Genomic DNA, 20,317 nt, shown 5'->3' on the forward strand with positions numbered 1-20,317 from the left:
GCAGGATTTACGCCAAATGAAACCAAGGATGTTGTATCCTAAGCTATGGATCAGCAGATTTCTTATGAATTAACAACTGAAAAACTTGTTCCTAGAATACCAGGGAAAATGAATCTTCCCAAATGAAATGAAGGTTAGTTATGAAAATATATGATGATGTTATTAAAAGTTTGGTTACGATTGATCTGGATGATGATCTGAACAAATAGTTAGTGGCAGCCTATATTTTGGGGATGTTAAACTGAAAAGCTCATATGGAAAGCCGCACTAAATGATATTCCGCCAAAGAAAGTTTCAGTAAGGATAGATACTGCTTTTGAAAAAGATTCTATATCAGTCAGACTAAAAATGTTTAATGTACTCTATCAAATTGAAGGAGGGTTGCTTAGAATTAAGCAGATAAGGAATAAACCAGGAGGTTAAAAATGTTAGAAAATCAATTAAGCCAATTGTTTAATGATATAGCAAATAATGTAAATCGTATTATTCCAGTAACTTGGAATGATTTATACTTTAATGTTGAGTTAAAGGAAGGAGATGGAGAAGTTTTATTTTATTTTAATACGAAAGAAAATCCTGAAAAATATATTTTTTCACATGATATACCAGTAATTTATGACATTCCATTTTCTGAATATATGGACACCTTTAATCAATTAATGAGCATTTCTAGAAATATTTTAGAGGTTTTAGAAGATAATAATCAACCTAAATGGTATGCAATGGTTTTCATAGTGAAATCTCGGAAACAATTAAAGGTTGAGTTTGATTATACTGATTGGTTTGCTAGTTCATTTACCTCGAATCAAAGGCTGTCTTTTTTTAAATATAAATATTTAGGAGAAGAACCTGAAAATAATGATTTACTTCAACTTTTTAAAGAAATGGAAGAATATCAAAACAAAAGTTAAACATCTTTGACGAACGCTTGAAAGACCTAGCATATTTCCCGTATGACCTTCTAGTCCAAGAAAACTAGGAGGGATGGGGTTCTAACCAGTTTTAATTGAAAAGGGGAATATCTTCACCTATAGTAACTTTAAAATCGACGATAGCATAGGAGGCATCACTAGATGTTTGGAAAAATAAAATCAAATCCCTCTCATCAGTTCCATCCACTTACCAAGGATGAAATTAAAAACAGCGAATCAAAGTTAGAAATAATATTTCCGAAATTACTTAGAGAATTTTAATTAGAAATTGGCTATGGTTTTATTGGAAGTGAAGTAGGTAACATCAATCGAATTATGGATCCAGAGTCTGTTTTGGACTTTAGATTGAGACAAAATGATTTTGAATTTTATCCGGATATTGAAATATATAATGAATTTGAAGAAGATAAAATGATTTTCTTTGAAGCAAATGAATCTGTCCTGATATCAATTGGCTTTGGTTCAGATAATAATGGCAAGATTTATTATTATGATAAAGAGATATCCAAAAATCTTGGAGAATTTTTAGAAAAATTGTTAGAGGACGATGCTTTTTATTATTAATTTTTCTAACTTTGAAGATTTTCTAGATAAGTAGATGAGCTATTTTCAAAAAAGGAATGAAGTAAGAATATGAAGTGGTTGAATTATAAAGATAGTTCTATAGATATAATAGAAAGTGTGGAGCATAGATTACAAATTACTCTACCAGAGGATTATAAACAATTTGTTTTAAAATATGATGGTGGTTATCCTAATCCTAATCATTTTAAGGTAGATGGAAAGGTAGAAATTTTCAACAATTTGATCAGCCTAGATGAGAATGAATACAATAATATATATGAAATTCTTGAAGATTTACAAGATAGAATCGGCGATCAACTGATTCCATTTGCAGAAGATGGATTTGGAAATTTATTATGTTTTGATTATTCAGCTGATAAAAACATCGTTTTTTGGGATCATGAAAAGAACCATGATGATTTTAAAGAGTCAACCTTTGTTTGTTTCAGTTTTTCTAGTCTAATTGGGAATCTTTTTTAAGATGTATAGTAGTAAATGACCATTGTTGAGTATATAAGTATGAAAATTGGAAGGAAATCGTGAGTATGAATCACTATAACGCATTATTTAAATTAGGAATAGCTACATGGTTATCTAAGTCAATGCAGGAAAGTCAGTTTTATAACAAGATTGAAGAGCTTCTCGAAGAATGCTGGAAATGGGTAGAGAATCATGAGGTATCTGCAGATGTCCTCTATTCCCTTCTTGATGATGGAACTGATTTCGGAGGGGCTTTTATTTATATGCAAGTGGATGAACCAAAATATGAATCAGAGTGGAACTGTATTTTTGAAGCGGGTGCTTCTATAGCCTCATTAGCTTATAAGTTAGAAGGGAAAAAATATATACCTGCATTACTAGAAGAAATTGATTCAGCCCAACAAGAAGAATTCTATAGTGAGCAATTGGAAAACATTCTTGGAAGTAAAATCCAACACCTAGATGACTTTAAAAACTATTTATTAGATGACAAAGAAAAGAACAAAGAAAAGATACTAAAGAAACTATCTGATATATTAGACTAGCTGTGAGATAAGAAAAAAAGGAGTGAATACATGTTAAGAGACAAACATAAAGATCATGCATATTTTGAAAAACGTTTGAATCGGTTACAAAAACGTTTAAGAGAAGATATCGAGATGACAGATGAAATTTCGGAGAAGTATTTGTTGTTCCATTATCAAGATTTGGTTTTGGATAATGAAGAACTAGTGAAACTTTCCTATTCTATAGGGGCTTCGAAAGAGGAGATTTTTCCCTATTATCAAGGTATTCTGTCTCATCTCAAAGTTATTGCTTCGCAGGGAGTCCCCTTTTATCGTGCAGTTGATGTCTTTGCCCTGGGAGTTCTCTATAGTGAGCGTAAGGAAGAGTTTCTGGATGATTTAAAGGCTATTTATGAGCAGATGGATCATACAGATGGTTTGATTGAATACTTTATGGTCTATCTATTCCATGATAAGATAGTCCCTTTTCATTCGATTTTAGAGTATCAAAATATGATTGAGGATACTTATGAGAGTGTAGCCAAGGCGCAAGGTTTCTGGTACTATAGCCACTCAGATGCTCCATGGTATAACAATCATACAAAAGATACCTATAAGGGCTATTGGAGTTTTGATACCGCCGCAACCTGCAAAATCAAAGGGATTTTCGACGAACGCTTGAAAGACTTAGAGTACTTCCCATATGATTTGTTGTTGCAAGGAGAGTAGGTTGAGAAAAGGAGTTAACATATGATAAGAGATAGAATCAAAACTGAAGAATACTTTCAGGAAGCATTTGAATGGTATTCTGGAAGTTTGCGCAAGAAGTTGGAACGTTTTGATAAGGTAAAACCAGAAAATCTTTCGGATCATTTTCGATTTAGAGTTATTAATTATGAAGATTTATTAAGAGTTGGCTACTCTCTAGGAAAGGATATTCAGGAGCTCTTCCCTTATTACCAAGGGATTCTCTCCAACTTAAAAGAGGTTGCCTCAGAGGGAGTTCCTTTTGACTTGGCGGTTGATATATTTGCCTTAGGAGTTCTTTATAGTGAGCGTAAGGAAGAGTTTCTAGATGATTTAAAGGCTATTTATGAGCAGATGGACCACACAGATGGCTTGATTGAATACTACATGGTTTATCTATTCCATGACAAGATAGTTCCTTTTCATTCGATTTTAGAGTATCAAAATATGATTGAGGATGCTTATAAGAGTGTGGCTAAGGCACAGGGTTTCTGGTACTATAGCCACTCAGATGCTCCATGGTATAATAATCATACCAAAGATACTTATGTGGGCTACTGGAGTTTTGACACTGCCGCAACCTGCAAAATCAAAGGGATTTACGATGAACGCTTGAAAGACTTAGAGTACTTCCCATATGATTTGTTGTTGCAAGGAGAGTAGGTTGAGAAAAGGAGTTAACATATGATAAGAGATAGAATCAAAACAGAGGAATACTTCCGAGAAGACAGAGAATTGTATCTAGGTTCGCTAAATAGGAGATTAGCAAAATATGATAAAATTAAACCAGAAAATAAAAGTGTTTATTTTCGAAATCTAGTAATTGATAATGAAACTTTATTTAAAATATGTTATTCTCTAGGGGATTCTGTTCAAACTCTTTTCCCCTATTATCAAGGGATTCTTTCTAATTTAAAGCTCATTGCCTCAGAGGGATTCCAATTTGACTTGGCAGTTAACATCTTTGCCCTGGGAGTGCTTTACAGTGAGCGCAAGGAAGAGTTTCTGGATGATTTGAAGGCTATTTATGAGCAGATGGACCACACAGATGGATTGATTGAATACTACATGGTTTATCTATTCCATGACAAGATAGTTCCTTTTCACTCGATTCTAGAGTATCAAAATATGATAGAGGACACTTATGAGAGTGTAGCCAAAGCGCAGGGTTTCTGGTACTATAGCCACTCGGATGAACCTTGGTATAATTCTCATCAATATGAACACTGTGGTTATTATGGCTACTGGAGTTTTGACACCGCCGCAACCTGCAAAATCAAAGGGATTTACGATGAACGCTTGAAAGACTTAGAGTACTTCCCATATGACCTTCTAGTCCAAGAAAACTAAGGAAACTGGGTTTCCACCCAGTTTTTATCGAACATGTAGTGCCCTTTTTCTTTCTACCTATCTAAATGTTCGCTTTATTTATTAAAAAAGGAGTCTATATGTTAAAAGATATTACAAGAGTGGCAGCTATGCCTCAAGAAGTGATTGAAAAGTACAAGGATCAAGTTCCGGCAGAGCTGGTTCAAATCTGGGAGGAAGACGGTCTGGGAACCTTTTTAGACGGTTATCTGAAAGTGATTAATCCGGATGAGTATCTTGAACTGGTTCAGGAAACTTATTTCAGAGGAGACATCTCCGTTCCTATTTTTGCGACAGCTTTTGGGGATGTTATTGTTTGTGAAGAAAAACAATATTTAAGAATGGTCAAATATAAGGATGGAATATTTGATACCATATTTGAAAAGATGCCTCTGTTTATAAAATTTGTAAACGATAAAGATTTTACAGATGATTATTTTGACCTACCGCTTTATCACGAGGCGATAGAGAAATATGGCTCGCTTGATTATACACAGTGTTTTGGATTTGTGCCACTTTTGGCTTTAGGTGGCTTTAAAGACGTAAATCATCTGAATAAGGTAAAAATATATGAACATATTTTACTAATTACTCAATTCGCTGGTCCTATAGGAGATTAAAAGTAATCATACTCTTGATAATCTAATCAAAATCAAGGTGCAACTCAGAAACTATAGGAACGTTTTGACAATAAATTAGATTGAGGTATTAAAAATGGATGTAACAAAATTAAATAAACTATCATATATTTTATATTCTGAAAGCAATGCTGAAGCTGTGGAACTAGTTAAATCTATTAATAGTGAAGATGAACTCTTTGTCTTACTTGATAATTATAACTGGGATAATGGTTTTGAAGTGCCAGAGGCAATTATTAATCATCCTAATTGTACTCTCCCTGTTGCCTTATTAGCTTTTCATCGAGCAGACGGTATACAATATTTACTTGAAGGAGAGGCCATTTTTGCAAATCGCTTATCGAAATCCTGGGAAGATTTTATAAAGGAAGTTTATGATAAAATTTTGAAAAAGAATTATCCAAAGGGAAGTATCTCTTTTCAGCCTGAAATAACAAAAATTCAAAAGTTCAAATTAAATAAGTTGAATCCTAATTTCGATTCGTTTATTTTAGACGGAGTGTTAGGAAAAGATCTACATATTCATCTTTAAAAATAAGAATAAAGTATCATTAAGAATGATAAGGAAAAATGTGAAGAATGTTTGAAGCAAGCTCATTTGTCTCTTGTAGAAGCTCATAAAGATTAAACAAAATTAATATGTTTAGAAGTAAATGAGGGTGATATCATAAATCTTGTAATTAAATAGATAACGTATTTGAAACTACTTTAAAAATTACGCTCATTGTAAAATTGAAATGATAACATAGTATTATCGGGGGAATTAATTAATTCCTTTTTTTGTTTAAAAAGTATTTTTTAATATAGTATTGGACGCAAGTAATTCTCAAACGTAAGGCTTGTTGTCACAGAAAAAGTCATTTCTATTTTTATGTGAATTTATGAGATTGTTTTTTTGATAAAGAAATACTAGAATTACGGTGTACGATAAGAAAGTGAAGAAAGGGGAAATCGAAAATGAATTTACAACAATATTTAGGAAAAAATATACGAGTTACATTTAAGGATGGACATATTTTAGAAGGACATTGTAATACTTTTACCGGAAAATTAGATACGGAAGAGGAATTATATGATGAAATAACAATAGAAACAAACAAACATCCTTACGTTGGATTTAATGAGAGTATTATAAAAGATATTGAAGTGATATAGTGCTTTAAAGTTATTTTTGTCATATAGCATTTTAAAACTAAAAATTTTCTTCAAAAAAGTCTGATTATTGGAGTATAATGAAGGAGAACAGTGATGTTAGACTGTAAATTTAGTTCGACCAATGAGTTCATATTTTCGAAAGTGAGAAAAGATAATGCTACAAAATTTTAAACCATTAAACTCAGAACAAAAATTAATTTTATTTTCAAACCTCGTGGTTTCTGCAATTATAACAATGATGTTAGCCTTTTTTATGAATCCAGGAGTCGATTTCTCAATTTTAGGTTGGATAAAAAATCATCTATGGAGTGTTTTACCCGCATTTATCAATGTATTTGTATGGAATCATTATCAAATTCAATTAACGAATAAGAATTTTTTCTTTAAATTTCTTATTAGTTGGGTTCTAGTTCTTATAACAACGATCATCATGAAATTGATTCTTCTTTTGATTCTAGTAATAATCGTTTATTTCGTTTCCTATGGTCGGGATATTATGTAAGGATTCATTGTCTCGTTTTAGAATTAAAAATATTTTTATATAAAAGTTTACAAATGACTTTTTCAAATGTAGCAATAGGAATAAACAAATCCATGTTCTTAGAGTTACAATGAAAAGTCATTTTTATTTTGATTGTTTTTATATAAGAGAGTTGTAAATACAAAAGATTTGCAGTGAGGAAAAAGAATTTTAAGAAATAAAAAAGCGGCTCTTCTCTGTGGTGAGACAGTGCCGCAGACTGCTGAAAGACATTTTGAAAGTTTTCGGTTGTCAATCATACCACCGAATGTTAGAACTAATATTGGATACCGAAAAATACAAGACCAAATTCTCAAAGTATTCAATAAGTGATTCCCTTGAATAGGAGTACAGAGCAATCACTCTAACTTGAAGAATTATTTGGTTTAAAAAAATGATATCCAATGTGTGTAGTCTAACAAAGGAAGAAATACTTGTCAATTTGTAAAGACACTTGTGTAGCTATTGTAAATGATTTACGGAATTGTTTATATACGATAAAATTAAAATGAAATTTAAATAGGAAAGGAACTGTTATGAAATTATTTAAACAACAAACAAAATTAGTATATGCCACAACTTTCTTTTTAATCATTATTTCAATTATCGAATCATTATTTAATTTTAAGTTATTACCGTACTTAAGAATCGTTGATCGTATCGTTTTTACGATGCTCTTAGTCTTCTTTGCAGATAGTTTCTACTCTAGTAATAATAAAAAGAAATTCATGTTACACTTATTTATAATGAGTGTGGTCATGCCCATTGTCATTTTAATAAATCAAAAATTTTTTAGTTTGCTAACATGGTTTGGTTTTAATGATATGGGGGCTACATTCTTTAGAACGTTTGAATGGCTCATTTATAAAAATATCTTCACTACATTATTTATCATTGGTTTATTAAATTATGGTTGGGATTTTCTAGTCGATGCTTATAAACATAAATCTGCATCTTCATTATTTAAGGGAATAGGAATGATTTTAACACCTATTCTTATAACGATTCCATTATTTGAAATAGGAATGACATTTGGACATGAAAGAGCTCTTCCACGAATGTTAGAAGATATAGCTTCATTCATTTTTATAATAACACCTAGTCTTTTAACAGTCGGAGGTGGAGCAGCAATAGTATTATTAGGTTGGTTGTTTTATATCTTTAGAGAAAAAAGAAAGATTCAAGCTCTAATTTTATTGATTTTTAGTATACTTATTTTTCTCTTATATCCATCTAGATTTGACTGGATGAGGGTATTTACAATTATTCCGTTATATTACTATAATTGTATGAAGTTAAATCAAGAAGGGAGAATGGAAGAGCATGATGCAACAGTTTAAAAGACTGACCCGTGAACAGAAAGGGAATACAATTTCCGTTTTTTTAGTTTCAGCATTGATTACGATGATTTTTGCTAGAATTCATATATTAAAAGATGGTGATTTTGATTTTACTATTTTAGGATGGATGAAAGTACATTTCTGGAGTATTATTCCAGCCTTTGCTAGTGTTTGGATATTGAAATGGACAAAACTAGAATTGATAACTGGAAATTTCATCGTTAAAGGATTATTGAATTGGTTTCTAACGATAGTCGCCACAATATTAATAGAACTTTCCTTTGTACTAATTTTCTATTTATTTATCTACCTGTTATATAGTTTTTAATGGAGGAATAAAGACTATAAAAATATATGAAAAATAAAGTGACCCCAAAAAGTCAAACTTTTTGGGGTCACTTTAAGTATGGAAAGAATTCTTTTTATAAAATACTTTACAAAGTAAACTAAAATGTTATAATAACTGTATAGGTAATGCAAACGTTTGCCTAAATTAAAAAATAAAGGAGATTTGAATGATGAAAGAGACATTCAAAAATATCTTGTCTTTCGAGTTTTGGCAAAAATTCGGTAAGGCTTTGATGGTGGTTATCGCTGTTATGCCGGCTGCTGGTTTGATGATTTCAATCGGTAAGTCACTTGTAATGATTAATCCAACTTTTGCACCACTTGTAATCACAGGTGGAATTCTTGAGCAAATTGGTTGGGGTGTAATTGGTAACCTACATATTTTATTTGCCCTTGCTATTGGAGGAAGCTGGGCTAAAGAACGTGCTGGTGGTGCTTTTGCTGCTGGTCTTGCCTTCATTTTAATTAATCGTATCACTGGTACCATCTTTGGTGTATCAGGCGCTATGTTGAAAGATCCTCAAGCAATGGTAACAACTCTGTTTGGCGGTTCAATTAAAGTTGCTGATTACTTTATCAGTGTTATGGAAGCTCCAGCATTGAACATGGGTGTGTTTGTAGGGATTATCTCTGGTTTTGTAGGGGCTACTGCTTTCAACAAATACTACAACTTCCGTAAACTTCCAGATGCACTTTCATTCTTTAACGGGAAACGTTTTGTACCATTTGTAGTAATTCTTCGTTCAGCAATTGCTGCAATCGTACTTTCAGTTTTATGGCCACTTGTTCAAACTGGTATCAATAATTTTGGTATTTGGATTGCCAACTCACAAGAAAATGCTCCAATCCTTGCACCATTCTTATATGGTACTTTGGAACGTTTGCTATTGCCATTCGGTCTTCATCATATGTTAACTATCCCAATGAACTATACAGCTCTTGGTGGTACTTATGAAATCTTGACAGGTGCAGCGAAAGGCACTCAAGTATTTGGACAAGATCCATTATGGCTTGCATGGATCACAGACCTTGTGAACCTTAAAGGTACAGATGCAAGTCACTACCAACAATTATTAGATACTGTTCATCCAGCTCGTTTTAAAGTTGGACAAATGATTGGTTCATTCGGTATCTTGATGGGTGTGCTTGTTGCTATCTACCGTAATGTTGATAATGACAAGAAACATAAATATAAAGGTATGATGATTGCAACTGCTCTTGCAACATTCTTAACAGGGGTTACTGAGCCAATCGAATACATGTTTATGTTTATCGCAACACCTTTATATCTTGTTTATTCACTAGTTCAAGGTGCAGCATTTGCTATGGCTGACGTAGTGAACTTACGTATGCACTCATTTGGTTCAATCGAGTTCTTAACTCGTACACCAATTGCGATTAGCGCTGGTATCGGTATGGATATTATTAACTTTATTTGGGTAACAGTTCTATTTGCAGTAATTATGTACTTTATCGCAAACTTCATGATTCAAAAATTCAACTATGCAACTCCAGGACGTAACGGAAACTACGAAACTGCTGAAGCTTCAGAAGAATCTAGTAGTGAAGTAAAAGTTGCAGAAGGTTCTCAAGCTGTAAACATTATTAACCTTCTTGGTGGACGTGCAAACATCGTTGATGTGGATGCATGTATGACTCGTCTACGTGTAACGGTTAAAGACGCTGATAAAGTCGGTGATGCAGAGCAATGGAAAGCAGAAGGAGCTATGGGTCTTGTTATGAAAGGACAAGGAGTTCAAGCTATCTACGGTCCAAAAGCCGACGTATTGAAATCAGATATCCAAGATATCCTTGATTCAGGTGAAATCATTCCTGAAACTCTTCCAACTCAAATGACGGAAGCACAACAAAATGCTGTTCAATACAAAGGTCTAACTGAGGAAGTTTACTCAGTAGCAGATGGTGAAGTAATTGCATTAGAACAAGTAAAAGATCCAGTATTTTCTCAAAAAATGATGGGTGATGGATTTGCTGTAGAACCTGCAAATGGAAATATTGTATCTCCAGTTTCAGGTACTGTTTCAAGCATTTTCCCAACAAAACATGCTCTTGGTCTTGTGACTGAAGCAGGTCTTGAAGTACTTGTTCACATTGGATTGGACACAGTAAGTCTTGAAGGAAAACCATTTACCGTTCATGTTGCTGAAGGACAAAAAGTTACAGCAGGTGATTTACTTGTTACAGCTGACTTGGATGCTATTCGTGCAGCAGGTCGTGAAACTTCAACAATCGTTGTTTTCACAAATGGTGACGTTATTAAATCAGTTAATTTAGAACAAACAGGTTCTCATGCAGCTAAAACAGTAGTTGCTAAAGTAGAATTATAATAGTCTTGAGGTTGGAATCTATTTTCCAACCTCTTGTTTTAGGAGAAAAATATGAAATTTTTAACACTGAATACTCATAGCTGGATGGAGAAAGAAGCAGAAGAAAAATTCAATCTTTTACTTCAAGATATTCTTGATAAGAATTATGATTTGATTTGTTTTCAAGAAGTCAATCAGGAAATTACTTTACCAGAGGTAAAAGTTGATGACTACTACAAAGCTTTGCCATCAGCAGAACCGATTCATCAAGATCACTACGTTAGACTTTTGTTAGAAAAATTAGCTGAAAGCGGCAGAAATTATTATTGGACTTGGTCTTATAATCATATTGGTTATGATCGATACCATGAAGGTGTAGCGATCTTATCTAAAACACCAATCGAAGCCAGAGAAGTTTTGGTCTCAGACGTAGATGATCCAACAGACTATCATACCCGTCGTGTTGCCTTAGCTGAAACGGTAGTAGATGGTAAGGAACTAGCAGTTGCTAGTGTGCACCTTTCTTGGTGGGATAAAGGTTTCCAAGAAGAATGGGCAAGATTTGAGACTGTACTGAAAACTTTGAACAAGCCTCTTTTGTTAGCGGGAGATTTTAACAACCCAGCAGGTCAAGAAGGGTACCAAGCTATTTTAGCTAGTCCATTAGGCTTACAAGATGCATTTGAAGTTGCTAAAGAGAAAAGTGGTAGCTATACTGTTCCACCAGAAATTGATGGATGGAAGGGGAATACAGAACCACTCCGCATTGACTATGTTTTTACCACTAAAGAGTTAGAGATAGAAAACCTACATGTCGTTTTTGATGGGAATCATAGTCCTCAAGTGAGTGACCACTTTGGTTTAAATGCTCAATTAAACTGGAAATAAAAGTAGGAAAAAGGTTAGGAAAGAATCCTAACCTTTTTTACATACCTGGATATTGAAATGCGAACTTTATTAGGATTAACGAAGGATAGAGTCGGGGATATTCTACAAGTATTCATAATTGTTTACTAGAAATCTCTTATCTTGTAAAATAAAGGTTAGTTTAAAAAGCGAGGTATAAAGATGATAAAGAATTTTTTACAATTAACACGTAAACAACAAATCATTACAATTGTAGTTTATACAGTGATTGCAGCTATGACGATGTATCTTGGGTATAAACAAAGTCAAGCCCCTGTTGTGACTACGAACTCTCTTACAGGATTCCAAAGTGCTCAATTACCTTCAGCACCGGACAATTCTATTTTAGGATGGTTAAATTTCCATAAAATTGGATTAGTTTTTGCACCAGTGAGTGTATTGATTCTTGATTACTTTAAAATCCATTTAATTCGTAAAGGATTTATTCTGAAAACATTACTCAGTGCAGGTTTGATTTTACTATTTGCATTTTTATTACAAGTAGCTTTAGTCATTGTCTTTACCGTTGTTGTACTAGCTGTAGCTCTTGGCATTCTTTTCAATGAATTTGGATCGAGCTCAGGTAGTTATAGTGGAGGTGGAGATTATTCGGCTCCATCTGGTAATAACAATGATGCTTTCAATGCTGAACAATCTAGACTTGCAAGTGAGCAAGATGCAGAACGTAGAAGACAACAAGATATTGATCGTTACGAAAGAGCAGCTTATGAATACCAAAGCCGTGGCTTAAATCGAGCTGCAGATGAAATGAATCAAAGAGCGAATAATTTGAAATAAGATTAGACTTAGACTTTTTGATGTAGAAGCAGTGAAGCTACGGATAAAAGTCTTTTTTAGAAAGGAAATTTAATATGATATCAATGCAATATAAAATTCAATTACCAGATTCGTTTGACATGAACATCATTAGAGAACGAGTTCGAGAAAATGGATATAAAATGGACGGTTTTAAAGATTTACTTTTTAAAGCGTATCTTATCTCTGTAGAAAATAGTAAAAATGACATCAAAAAAGAATATGCTCCATTATATTTATGGAAAAATTCAGTAGGAATGAATCAATTTATATGGGATGGATTTTATGATAATATTCTGAAATCATTTGGATGGCAAACTATTTCTACAGCAATTCCATTAGCATTTGAGAAAAAGGAAAACTTTAATAATAGTCATTATTGTTTAGAAATAACAAGAGAAATCTCAGAATCAGCTCAAATGGAACGATTAGGCTTCTCAAGTACCTTTGATAATAGTACGAGTCAATTATTAGTTTATAATCCAGAAAAATGGCAATGTAAGGAATATTATTTCTTTGAAGAACTTCCAGAACAAATGGAAGGTACAAATATTTATGAAATTTTACATTTATCATTAGATAAATAAAGGAGAATGAATATGACAAATTATGAATTACCACGTGTGTGGAGTGCAGCAGATAGTAATCAAGGAAAATTTTCAGGAATTAATCGTCCAACTGCTGGATCTCGCTTTGAACAAGTATTACCAAAAGGGGAGAAACCTTTCCAATTATATTCTCTAGGAACTCCAAATGGTGTAAAAGTGACGATTTTATTAGAAGAATTATTAGCATTAGGAATAAAAGAAGCAGACTATGACTTATATAAAATCTCTATTATGGATGGAGAACAGTTCGGAGCTGGCTTTGTCGAAGTAAATCCAAACTCAAAAATTCCTGCTTTATTAGATCAATCTAGTGCAAACGATATTAGAATCTTTGAATCAGCGAATATCTTATTATACCTCGCTGAAAAATTTGAACAGTTTATTCCAAAAGAAGTTGAAAAACGTACAGAAGTATTAAACTGGCTATTTTGGCAAGCTGGATCTGCACCATTTGTCGGTGGAGGATTTGGACATTTCTTTAATTATGCTCCTGAAAAAATTGAATATGCCATCAATCGTTTTACAATGGAAACAAAACGTCAATTAGATTTACTAGATAAAGAATTAGCAACAAGACCTTATATTGCAGGAGACGAGTATACAATTGCAGATATTGCGATTTGGTCTTGGTATGGACAATTAGTATTAGATAAACTATACAAAAATTCAGCAGAGTTTTTAGATGCATCTAGCTACACACACTTAGTGGAATGGGCAAAACGAATTGAGAATAGACCTGCTGTTCAAAAAGCACTAGACATAGAATATAAGAGTTTATAGTTCGTAGTTGAAGCGAAAAGTTAGAAAAGGAATTAGGCGCTATTTAGTGTCTTAATTCCTTTTTTGTGTCAAAAAACATTTACTTATCCTAAATTAACTGTTATCATTCAACTATTATCTTAATAAAAAGGAGAACTTATGAAAATTTATACACATCGTTCAAAATTAATGTATTTTGCAATTTTTTTAATGATAATCGATAGTTTTCGACCATTACTATTTAGTTTGGATACTTCACTTTATTTATCAATCGTAGGTCGCATTGTTTATCCTATTTTGTTATTCTTATTTGCAGATAGTTTCTACCATACAACTAATAAAAAGAAAATAATGATTGGATTACTCCTATTGAGTTGGTTGCTATCTCTTGGGTATGGACTGATTGATCATTTTATTGTACCGATAGGATGGCAAAGTTATAAAAATATCTTTACGACATTACTAATTGTTGCTATGTTCAATGTTGGAACTGATTATTTAAGAAAGTATCGTAAACAATTAGGAAAGAAAAATTATATTCCACGGTTCCAAGGAATAGTAATGATTTTATTACCTTTTATCCTATCGTTTTTAGTATTTGAAATTGGAATGTTCTTTTTGAAACCAAGGTTTTCGAAAGCTATTGTGTATTATATCGTGGGAGCAGTAATGTTAATGTTACCAAGTCTCTTTGTAGTTCCTACTGGCGTAATGATGGTAATATTAGGTTGGTTATTTTATATTTTTAGAAAAAGAAGAGGAATTCAATATTTATTAATCCTTGTTTATAGTATCTTTAGTTTTCTTTTACATCCATATAGCCTTCAATGGACGATGGTATTCTCAATTATAGCGATTCATTTCTGTTATCGAGAAAAGAAAGAAAAAACAAATCCAACTTCAGATATTTCTGAATAAAGTATCTTTATATGTTCGTGATTGAACCATTAAATTTATAAAACTAAAAAAACACGCTCAGTTTCATATTGAGCGTGTTTTGATTTATACGATTTAATCGTTATTAATCTTTTTTAAAGATGTTTTTAACACCTTCAATAGCGCCTTCAACAGCTTCTTTAGCGTCTTCAGCAACTTCTTTTACTTTAGAAACTACTTGTTCAGTAGCACCTTCAGATTCAAGTTTTTTGTCGCCAGTTAATTTACCAAAACCTTCTTTGATAGAACCAGCAACTTGGTTTAATTTTTCTTCTGCTGACATGAGATTACCTCCATTTATTAGTTTATATCTAATTCAAAGAAGAGTAATCATCATTAAACTAGATAGTAGCTAAAGTATATCTATTCTGATTTTCAAAAGCAAATTAAATGCTCAGAAATTTTACTGAACATTCATCAAAATATTAATACGTTACAACATTAATTTGCCCTTTGTCGTATTCAGCAATAAAGATATCCGCTACATTATCATAGCCTTCTTCTTCTAACTTAGCCATTAACCATTCTTCAGATTTGCCAATTGTATCTAAAATTTCCGTTTGAATAACACCGTCTGTAATAATAGGGTATTTAGGATTTTCATCGCCCATTCTTACAATAATAAATTGCCCATTTTGTTCAATCACAGCTCTTTTAACATCTTTTAATTGGAAGATACCTTGAGAACGTAATTTAAGAGCCACTTCTGAAGCAGATAATCCTTTAGAACGACATGCTTCAGAATCTAATTTTCCATTTTTAATAATCAAAACAGGTTTACCATCAATTAATTGCTTAATCACTAAGACATTCGTGTTCAACCATTTCAATAGTAAGATTAAGATTGTCCAAATAATTAAAATAACAACATACTGAAGAAGTGAAATCGAACTATTGTAAATAATCCCACCAAGAAGTCCCCCGAGAACAAAGTTTTGTACTTGGTCTACTGCAGAACTTGGTGCTAAATTTCCTTTACCAGTTACATTGATAACAAATACTAAAGAAATAAGACCTAGTGCTAACTTAATCGCAATTGTAATAAAAAAGCTCATTATTTTTTAACCTCCACAAGTTCAACATCTGATTTATATAATTCCATCTTCTCTAATAAATAACTATCCTTGTTAGAGCCATTTAAAGCACGATAAAATTGATCTCCAACTTTGATAATAACTCCATCAGTCGTAGCAGAAGTGTTGACATATATCTTTTCCTTATCTACACCTAATTCTTTTGAAACAATTTCAATAAAGTGTAGAGAGTTACGGAACTGATTATTTGTAGATTGATTACTTTGAAAATTAGAAATACTAATTAAAACAACAGCTACTAAAGCTAAAATTGAAATAAGCGACAATTCACGAAATTTACTGCCACGCTTATCTTGATAAGCTTTAAAAGCGAAAAATGCAGTGACAAAAATCAATACTGCAGAAATAATAACCATTACCCAATCTTGCTGACTGATTTGACTTAATACATATTCATATGAATAAAATTTCATAATAAACCTCCTTTTTGAACGTAGTTTATTATAAGACATTTATGATATAAAGACAATGTTTTTAGATGATTGGATATACTTTAAAAAATATTTACTAATAAAAAGAAATAATGTACAATTTGCTTAAATTCAAGAAAGAGTGGAATCAAAAGGATGGAAACACAACAATCATTAACACGAAAACAGAAGATACTGGTGGCTATCGTATTTTTAGTTTCTGCACTAGTAACATCGGAAATGGCTCATCTATATATTGAAAAAAACGGAGAATACGAATATTCCATTTTTAGATGGATACTAGTACATCAATGGAGTATCGTCCCTGCTGTTGGAAGTGTCTGGTTATTAAATTGGAAAAAAATAGAACTCATCAAACAAAATTTTTATATTAAAGTATTGCTAAACTGGTTTCTCATACTAGCACTGACTTATATTTTAGAAATCGTTGCACTTCTTGTTCTATTAATATTTATTCTTTAAATCTGATATAAAATTTGAAAAAAAGTGATAAAAGTACTTTACGATTAGTAGAGTACTTTTTTGTTGGGGAATTCTAAAAGGTTTAATGCTATACTATGAGTACAAAATAAAAAGATTGGAAGTAGAAAACTGGAATAAAAAAAACTATTGAGGAGATGATGCAAAAAGATTACAAAACTTTTGTAACAGCATTAATCAGTATCGAAAAAGACATTAACAATCAGGAAGTATTAGATATGATATACCAAAAATATATGAACACAGATGAAATGCATTTATTGAATGATAAGTTTGATGAGATGATTGAAGCAGTGCATATCTAAGAAAAACTGATAGTAAATAATATTAATAGAGGAATAGTTTATGACACAAAATTTGTTTAATAAGGAGAGGTAAAATGACAAGTGAATATCAAAAAATGATTGCAGGAGAACCGTATTGTCCATCAGATTCAGAATTAGTTCAGTTATCAAAAGAATCTAGACAAAAACAAAATGCCTTCAACAACGAAGAAAATCCTAAAGAAGGGGCTAAAATCATCAAAAAATGGTTTGGCTCAACAGGAGAAAATGTATACATTAACAGATTGGTAGTCGTCGATTACGGCATTAACATTCATATTGGAGAAAACTTTTATTCAAATTACAATCTAACGATGTTAGACGTTTGCCCGATTACTATAGGAAAGAATGCTATGATTGGACCAAATTGTCAATTCTTGACACCCCTTCACCCATTAGATCCAACCGAACGAAATTCAGGAAAAGAATATGGAGCACCTATCACAATAGGAGATAACTTCTGGGCAGGAGGAGGAGTCACAGTCCTACCAGGAGTCACATTAGGCAATAATGTCGTTGCAGGAGCCGGATCAGTCATCACAAAATCATTCGGAGACAATGTCGTCCTAGCAGGAAACCCAGCACGAGTCATTAAAGAAATTCCAGTGAAATAAAGAAATCAAAAAGTACTTTACGTTTTGTAGAGTACTTTTTTGATAGGGAAATGTGGGTGGAATAATGCTATACTATGAATACAAAATGAAAAGATGGGAAGTAGAAAAATGGACTTTTTTAAAAACAAAACAAGCAATTGAAGAGATGATGCAAAAAGATTACAAAACGTTTTTTACAGCATTAATAAGTATCGAAAAAGACATCAATAATCAAGATGTATTAGACATGATGTACCAAAAATATATGAACACAGATGAAATGCATTTGTTGAATGATGAGTTTGATGAGATGATTACGGTAGTTAGAGTGTAAGATAGTTTTAAAACTTTAAATGCATAAAAAAAGGTTGATAGAATGTCTCTACCAACCTTTTTGCTGTGTAAGTTTAATCTAATGTATACATTGATAAAATTTCATTAACTAAGAAATCTGTTCTTCTGTCAATGTCTTCTAAAGTCCATCTTTCTTTCTGATCAATTGTTTCATTATTATTTGGAATAGACTCATTTAACCAAAGTCTTGTTTTTAAACCAACTTCAGAAAGAGATTCTTTTTCTCGGTAATCTCTTTTGTCTTTAAAACTTTTACTACTCATTTCTGAATTATATCCAGTTAGAGTTAAGTTTCCAATTTTGTGGGTATACTCTTCAAGTTTAGAAGATAAATCGTCTTCATTAACTCCAGATTCAATTAATTCAGTACGCCATAATTTATTTCCTTCAGCAGATTGAGGTAAAATATGCTCTAATGTCCAAATATATGCACCAGATGAATTTACACTTTCTAAGTTTTCTGGATTTTGCTTAGTAAAGAATTTGCTATTTTTTCTTTCAAGTTCAACTAATACGAAACGAGTAGTTCGTTTTGAAGTTGTATAAACTGAGTCTGAAAGAGATTGTCGGAAAAATTCGTCAGGAGCTGCAATAGATTTAAAATATTCTTTAAATTTATTAATAATAGTTTGGTCAATGATATCTACATTCTGATAGTCTCTAATACATTGAAGAGATTTAGCTCTAATATTTGATGATTTAGGGCGTAAAATAAAGTTTCTACGTACATAATAACTAATTAAGAAATCTATAAAATCTTCAAAGATATCAATACTAGTTTTATTTTGAATTAATTTATCCAATAAGAATAGTACAACCGGTATAACTTGAGTAGATTCTAGAGTGGATAACTTTTCTAGTTTTATTACTGTAGAGGTGTTTAAATTATTATTGATAGTGTTAATCTTTGGATTCAACAGTGAAAATAATTTAGCCCTATAAATCAAAGCTTCAATATAATCGCCTTTTTTTTCTGAAAAAATAGTATCATATGCATTTAAAGCTGATCCTCTAGTAATTGAAGATTTAGAAGTGTTTTCAAATGTATCATAATTGTTTAATAAAAATTGAGTAACCACATCAGAAATAGGTTCTTCATTTTTGTTATTAAAAATATTTAATAATTGATACCATTTATCTATTACACCAGGAGAATCTCCAGCTTCACGTATATAATATGATTTAAATAGGTCAATTAGAGTTAATGGAACTCCTTTGGCGTTGAATGATGTAAAGATAGTAAATGCATCATTTAAATTAGTAACTTCGATTTTTAAAATATTTGCATCAATTAATTTAGTATAAAAATCAATTAAGTTATTTACTTTTGTGTCAATATTGTTGTCTTCAAGAATCATATCTGATTCAAAGAATTTATTAAGAAGGTTTTTCTTAATGCTTTGATATCTCTTACCTAAAATTTTATTTTTGTGTTGCTTTTTATCAGTTTTAAAATTAATTACTCTATCAATTAGATCAAAATAAATACTTCTATCAGGTTCAAGTAAATTTAATTTAATTTGTTCGCTAAAATTAAAACTAACTTTATTAAATTTTTCTTCAAAAGTTAATCTACGTTCTATATCAAATTTTTTTCTTTCATAACGTGTCTTTTGTTCCTTTGATAAAGTAGTGATTTCAGTAGCATCATTAAGTATGTCATAAATAGCTAAGAAAATTAGAGTAATAGTTGTAAATCTTTGTTGTCCATCAACTATATCATAAGTATCTTCTGAATCGCTTTTAGAAGTAATGATAATATTTCCCAAATAGTATCCATCATCTTCATTGATAATATCTTGAATTAATGTTTCTATGTTATCTTCGGACCAAGAATAGTTTCGTTGGTATTCAGGAATATTGTAATTCCCTTTTCCCTCTATGGGCATTAATTCAGAAATTGCACATTTTGTTACTTTAATATCCATAAAAAATCCCCCCTTATATTTATTCATAGTATATGACAATACGCTTGATCTGTATAGATCTTAATTAATAATAGAAGAAATTTTATGATTATATTTTATGATTTCATAAAATATGGAAAATAGCTTAAAAAATGAGTATACTAATTGATGAAATATATAAAGAA

The 20,317-nt window shown here is 31.6% G+C and carries 26 protein-coding genes; 22 read left to right on the top strand and 4 right to left on the bottom strand.

The genetic code is table 11. The annotated features are described in order from the left end of the window. Positions 1-425: 425 nt before the first annotated feature. The 18 genes from HMPREF0446_RS02705 (at position 426) to HMPREF0446_RS02795 (ending at position 14,932) form a co-directional block, all read left to right on the top strand. Positions 426-911 carry an immunity protein YezG family protein gene (locus tag HMPREF0446_RS02705; RefSeq protein ID WP_006702945.1) on the top strand — a complete coding sequence of 162 codons (486 nt, stop codon included), beginning with the start codon at positions 426-428 and terminating at the stop codon, positions 909-911. A 336-nt stretch (positions 912-1,247) separates the two neighbouring features. Beyond that, positions 1,248-1,496 (top strand): SMI1/KNR4 family protein, encoded by a 249-nt coding sequence (locus tag HMPREF0446_RS08550; RefSeq protein ID WP_169816066.1) that lies wholly within the window; start codon positions 1,248-1,250, stop codon positions 1,494-1,496. Positions 1,497-1,565: 69 nt separating this feature from the next. Then, complete coding sequence (locus tag HMPREF0446_RS02715; protein WP_006702943.1) at positions 1,566-1,976, top strand: SMI1/KNR4 family protein; 411 nt, start codon at positions 1,566-1,568, stop codon at positions 1,974-1,976. Between the two features lie 65 nt (positions 1,977-2,041). Then, positions 2,042-2,521 carry an Imm6 family immunity protein gene (locus HMPREF0446_RS02720; protein ID WP_006702942.1) on the top strand — a complete coding sequence of 160 codons (480 nt, stop codon included), beginning with the start codon at positions 2,042-2,044 and terminating at the stop codon, positions 2,519-2,521. 30 nt (positions 2,522-2,551) lie between these two features. Continuing rightward, complete coding sequence (locus HMPREF0446_RS02725; protein ID WP_006702941.1) at positions 2,552-3,211, top strand: PoNe immunity protein domain-containing protein; 660 nt, start codon at positions 2,552-2,554, stop codon at positions 3,209-3,211. 21 nt (positions 3,212-3,232) lie between these two features. After that, complete coding sequence (locus HMPREF0446_RS02730) at positions 3,233-3,892, top strand: PoNe immunity protein domain-containing protein (protein WP_006702940.1); 660 nt, start codon at positions 3,233-3,235, stop codon at positions 3,890-3,892. 21 nt (positions 3,893-3,913) lie between these two features. Then, complete coding sequence (locus HMPREF0446_RS02735; RefSeq protein WP_006702939.1) at positions 3,914-4,579, top strand: PoNe immunity protein domain-containing protein; 666 nt, start codon at positions 3,914-3,916, stop codon at positions 4,577-4,579. A gap of 98 nt (positions 4,580-4,677) precedes the next feature. Next, entirely contained in the window at positions 4,678-5,217 is a 540-nt protein-coding gene (locus HMPREF0446_RS02740) for a T6SS immunity protein Tdi1 domain-containing protein (RefSeq protein WP_006702938.1), read from the top strand. A gap of 94 nt (positions 5,218-5,311) precedes the next feature. Then, entirely contained in the window at positions 5,312-5,767 is a 456-nt protein-coding gene (locus HMPREF0446_RS02745) for a DUF4274 domain-containing protein (RefSeq protein ID WP_006702937.1), read from the top strand. A gap of 425 nt (positions 5,768-6,192) precedes the next feature. Next, complete coding sequence (locus HMPREF0446_RS02750) at positions 6,193-6,390, top strand: hypothetical protein (RefSeq protein WP_006702936.1); 198 nt, start codon at positions 6,193-6,195, stop codon at positions 6,388-6,390. A gap of 1,056 nt (positions 6,391-7,446) precedes the next feature. Next, entirely contained in the window at positions 7,447-8,250 is an 804-nt protein-coding gene (locus HMPREF0446_RS08125) for a hypothetical protein (protein ID WP_006702935.1), read from the top strand. Next, the gene (locus HMPREF0446_RS02765; protein ID WP_020991308.1) at positions 8,234-8,578 is read left to right on the top strand and encodes a hypothetical protein; all 345 of its coding nucleotides are present in this window, start codon (positions 8,234-8,236) and stop codon (positions 8,576-8,578) included. The genes HMPREF0446_RS08125 and HMPREF0446_RS02765 overlap by 17 nt, the downstream gene beginning before the upstream one ends. A 187-nt stretch (positions 8,579-8,765) precedes the next feature. After that, complete coding sequence (locus HMPREF0446_RS02770) at positions 8,766-10,946, top strand: PTS transporter subunit IIBC (RefSeq protein ID WP_006702933.1); 2,181 nt, start codon at positions 8,766-8,768, stop codon at positions 10,944-10,946. A gap of 51 nt (positions 10,947-10,997) precedes the next feature. Continuing rightward, on the top strand, positions 10,998-11,813 hold the full coding sequence (locus HMPREF0446_RS02775) for an endonuclease/exonuclease/phosphatase family protein (protein ID WP_006702932.1): 816 nt from the start codon (positions 10,998-11,000) through the stop codon (positions 11,811-11,813). A gap of 180 nt (positions 11,814-11,993) precedes the next feature. Next, complete coding sequence (locus HMPREF0446_RS02780) at positions 11,994-12,629, top strand: hypothetical protein (protein ID WP_006702931.1); 636 nt, start codon at positions 11,994-11,996, stop codon at positions 12,627-12,629. 74 nt (positions 12,630-12,703) lie between these two features. Then, positions 12,704-13,234, top strand: coding sequence for a DUF4865 family protein (locus HMPREF0446_RS02785; RefSeq protein ID WP_006702930.1), 531 nt, complete (start codon positions 12,704-12,706; stop codon positions 13,232-13,234). Positions 13,235-13,246: 12 nt separating this feature from the next. Then, entirely contained in the window at positions 13,247-14,035 is a 789-nt protein-coding gene (gene yghU, locus HMPREF0446_RS02790) for a glutathione-dependent disulfide-bond oxidoreductase (protein WP_006702929.1), read from the top strand. Between the two features lie 138 nt (positions 14,036-14,173). Then, positions 14,174-14,932 (top strand): TraX family protein, encoded by a 759-nt coding sequence (locus HMPREF0446_RS02795; protein ID WP_020991309.1) that lies wholly within the window; start codon positions 14,174-14,176, stop codon positions 14,930-14,932. A gap of 103 nt (positions 14,933-15,035) precedes the next feature. On the opposite strand, the gene HMPREF0446_RS02800 is transcribed toward HMPREF0446_RS02795, so the two are convergent. The 3 genes from HMPREF0446_RS02800 to HMPREF0446_RS02810 form a co-directional block, all read right to left on the bottom strand. After that, positions 15,036-15,233 (bottom strand): CsbD family protein, encoded by a 198-nt coding sequence (locus tag HMPREF0446_RS02800; protein ID WP_006702927.1) that lies wholly within the window; start codon positions 15,231-15,233, stop codon positions 15,036-15,038. Between the two features lie 142 nt (positions 15,234-15,375). Further along, positions 15,376-16,005, bottom strand: a complete 630-nt coding sequence (locus HMPREF0446_RS02805; RefSeq protein WP_006702926.1) for a DUF421 domain-containing protein — start codon at positions 16,003-16,005, stop codon at positions 15,376-15,378. Next, the gene (locus tag HMPREF0446_RS02810; RefSeq protein ID WP_006702925.1) at positions 16,005-16,457 is read right to left on the bottom strand and encodes a DUF3290 family protein; all 453 of its coding nucleotides are present in this window, start codon (positions 16,455-16,457) and stop codon (positions 16,005-16,007) included. The genes HMPREF0446_RS02805 and HMPREF0446_RS02810 overlap by 1 nt, the downstream gene beginning before the upstream one ends. A 153-nt stretch (positions 16,458-16,610) precedes the next feature. Here HMPREF0446_RS02810 and HMPREF0446_RS02815 point away from each other — a divergent pair, with 153 nt between their 5' ends. The 4 genes from HMPREF0446_RS02815 (at position 16,611) to HMPREF0446_RS02825 (ending at position 18,205) form a co-directional block, all read left to right on the top strand. Next, complete coding sequence (locus HMPREF0446_RS02815) at positions 16,611-16,937, top strand: hypothetical protein (RefSeq protein WP_006702924.1); 327 nt, start codon at positions 16,611-16,613, stop codon at positions 16,935-16,937. 158 nt (positions 16,938-17,095) lie between these two features. Then, positions 17,096-17,260: a hypothetical protein gene (locus HMPREF0446_RS08555; RefSeq protein WP_006702923.1), complete on the top strand. Its 165-nt coding sequence runs from the start codon at positions 17,096-17,098 to the stop codon at positions 17,258-17,260. A gap of 74 nt (positions 17,261-17,334) precedes the next feature. After that, positions 17,335-17,892 (top strand): sugar O-acetyltransferase, encoded by a 558-nt coding sequence (locus HMPREF0446_RS02820; protein WP_006702922.1) that lies wholly within the window; start codon positions 17,335-17,337, stop codon positions 17,890-17,892. Between the two features lie 64 nt (positions 17,893-17,956). Next, positions 17,957-18,205, top strand: a complete 249-nt coding sequence (locus HMPREF0446_RS02825; protein WP_020991310.1) for a hypothetical protein — start codon at positions 17,957-17,959, stop codon at positions 18,203-18,205. Between the two features lie 73 nt (positions 18,206-18,278). Here the strand turns inward: HMPREF0446_RS02825 and HMPREF0446_RS02830 are convergent, their stop codons facing one another. Then, entirely contained in the window at positions 18,279-20,153 is a 1,875-nt protein-coding gene (locus HMPREF0446_RS02830; RefSeq protein WP_020991311.1) for a DUF262 domain-containing protein, read from the bottom strand. Between the last annotated feature and the right edge of the window lie 164 nt (positions 20,154-20,317).

Source organism: Granulicatella elegans ATCC 700633, assembly GCF_000162475.2.
GTDB lineage: Bacteria > Bacillota > Bacilli > Lactobacillales > Aerococcaceae > Granulicatella > Granulicatella elegans.

Coding starts and splice junctions, on each gene's coding strand:
- HMPREF0446_RS02705 (WP_006702945.1), top strand. CDS start 426: ATGTTAGAAAATCAATTAAGCCAATTGTTTAATGATATAGCAAATAAT.
- HMPREF0446_RS08550 (WP_169816066.1), top strand. CDS start 1,248: ATGGATCCAGAGTCTGTTTTGGACTTTAGATTGAGACAAAATGATTTT.
- HMPREF0446_RS02715 (WP_006702943.1), top strand. CDS start 1,566: ATGAAGTGGTTGAATTATAAAGATAGTTCTATAGATATAATAGAAAGT.
- HMPREF0446_RS02720 (WP_006702942.1), top strand. CDS start 2,042: ATGAATCACTATAACGCATTATTTAAATTAGGAATAGCTACATGGTTA.
- HMPREF0446_RS02725 (WP_006702941.1), top strand. CDS start 2,552: ATGTTAAGAGACAAACATAAAGATCATGCATATTTTGAAAAACGTTTG.
- HMPREF0446_RS02730 (WP_006702940.1), top strand. CDS start 3,233: ATGATAAGAGATAGAATCAAAACTGAAGAATACTTTCAGGAAGCATTT.
- HMPREF0446_RS02735 (WP_006702939.1), top strand. CDS start 3,914: ATGATAAGAGATAGAATCAAAACAGAGGAATACTTCCGAGAAGACAGA.
- HMPREF0446_RS02740 (WP_006702938.1), top strand. CDS start 4,678: ATGTTAAAAGATATTACAAGAGTGGCAGCTATGCCTCAAGAAGTGATT.
- HMPREF0446_RS02745 (WP_006702937.1), top strand. CDS start 5,312: ATGGATGTAACAAAATTAAATAAACTATCATATATTTTATATTCTGAA.
- HMPREF0446_RS02750 (WP_006702936.1), top strand. CDS start 6,193: ATGAATTTACAACAATATTTAGGAAAAAATATACGAGTTACATTTAAG.
- HMPREF0446_RS08125 (WP_006702935.1), top strand. CDS start 7,447: ATGAAATTATTTAAACAACAAACAAAATTAGTATATGCCACAACTTTC.
- HMPREF0446_RS02765 (WP_020991308.1), top strand. CDS start 8,234: ATGATGCAACAGTTTAAAAGACTGACCCGTGAACAGAAAGGGAATACA.
- HMPREF0446_RS02770 (WP_006702933.1), top strand. CDS start 8,766: ATGATGAAAGAGACATTCAAAAATATCTTGTCTTTCGAGTTTTGGCAA.
- HMPREF0446_RS02775 (WP_006702932.1), top strand. CDS start 10,998: ATGAAATTTTTAACACTGAATACTCATAGCTGGATGGAGAAAGAAGCA.
- HMPREF0446_RS02780 (WP_006702931.1), top strand. CDS start 11,994: ATGATAAAGAATTTTTTACAATTAACACGTAAACAACAAATCATTACA.
- HMPREF0446_RS02785 (WP_006702930.1), top strand. CDS start 12,704: ATGATATCAATGCAATATAAAATTCAATTACCAGATTCGTTTGACATG.
- yghU (WP_006702929.1), top strand. CDS start 13,247: ATGACAAATTATGAATTACCACGTGTGTGGAGTGCAGCAGATAGTAAT.
- HMPREF0446_RS02795 (WP_020991309.1), top strand. CDS start 14,174: ATGAAAATTTATACACATCGTTCAAAATTAATGTATTTTGCAATTTTT.
- HMPREF0446_RS02800 (WP_006702927.1), bottom strand. CDS start 15,233: ATGTCAGCAGAAGAAAAATTAAACCAAGTTGCTGGTTCTATCAAAGAA.
- HMPREF0446_RS02805 (WP_006702926.1), bottom strand. CDS start 16,005: ATGAGCTTTTTTATTACAATTGCGATTAAGTTAGCACTAGGTCTTATT.
- HMPREF0446_RS02810 (WP_006702925.1), bottom strand. CDS start 16,457: ATGAAATTTTATTCATATGAATATGTATTAAGTCAAATCAGTCAGCAA.
- HMPREF0446_RS02815 (WP_006702924.1), top strand. CDS start 16,611: ATGGAAACACAACAATCATTAACACGAAAACAGAAGATACTGGTGGCT.
- HMPREF0446_RS08555 (WP_006702923.1), top strand. CDS start 17,096: ATGCAAAAAGATTACAAAACTTTTGTAACAGCATTAATCAGTATCGAA.
- HMPREF0446_RS02820 (WP_006702922.1), top strand. CDS start 17,335: ATGACAAGTGAATATCAAAAAATGATTGCAGGAGAACCGTATTGTCCA.
- HMPREF0446_RS02825 (WP_020991310.1), top strand. CDS start 17,957: ATGCTATACTATGAATACAAAATGAAAAGATGGGAAGTAGAAAAATGG.
- HMPREF0446_RS02830 (WP_020991311.1), bottom strand. CDS start 20,153: ATGGATATTAAAGTAACAAAATGTGCAATTTCTGAATTAATGCCCATA.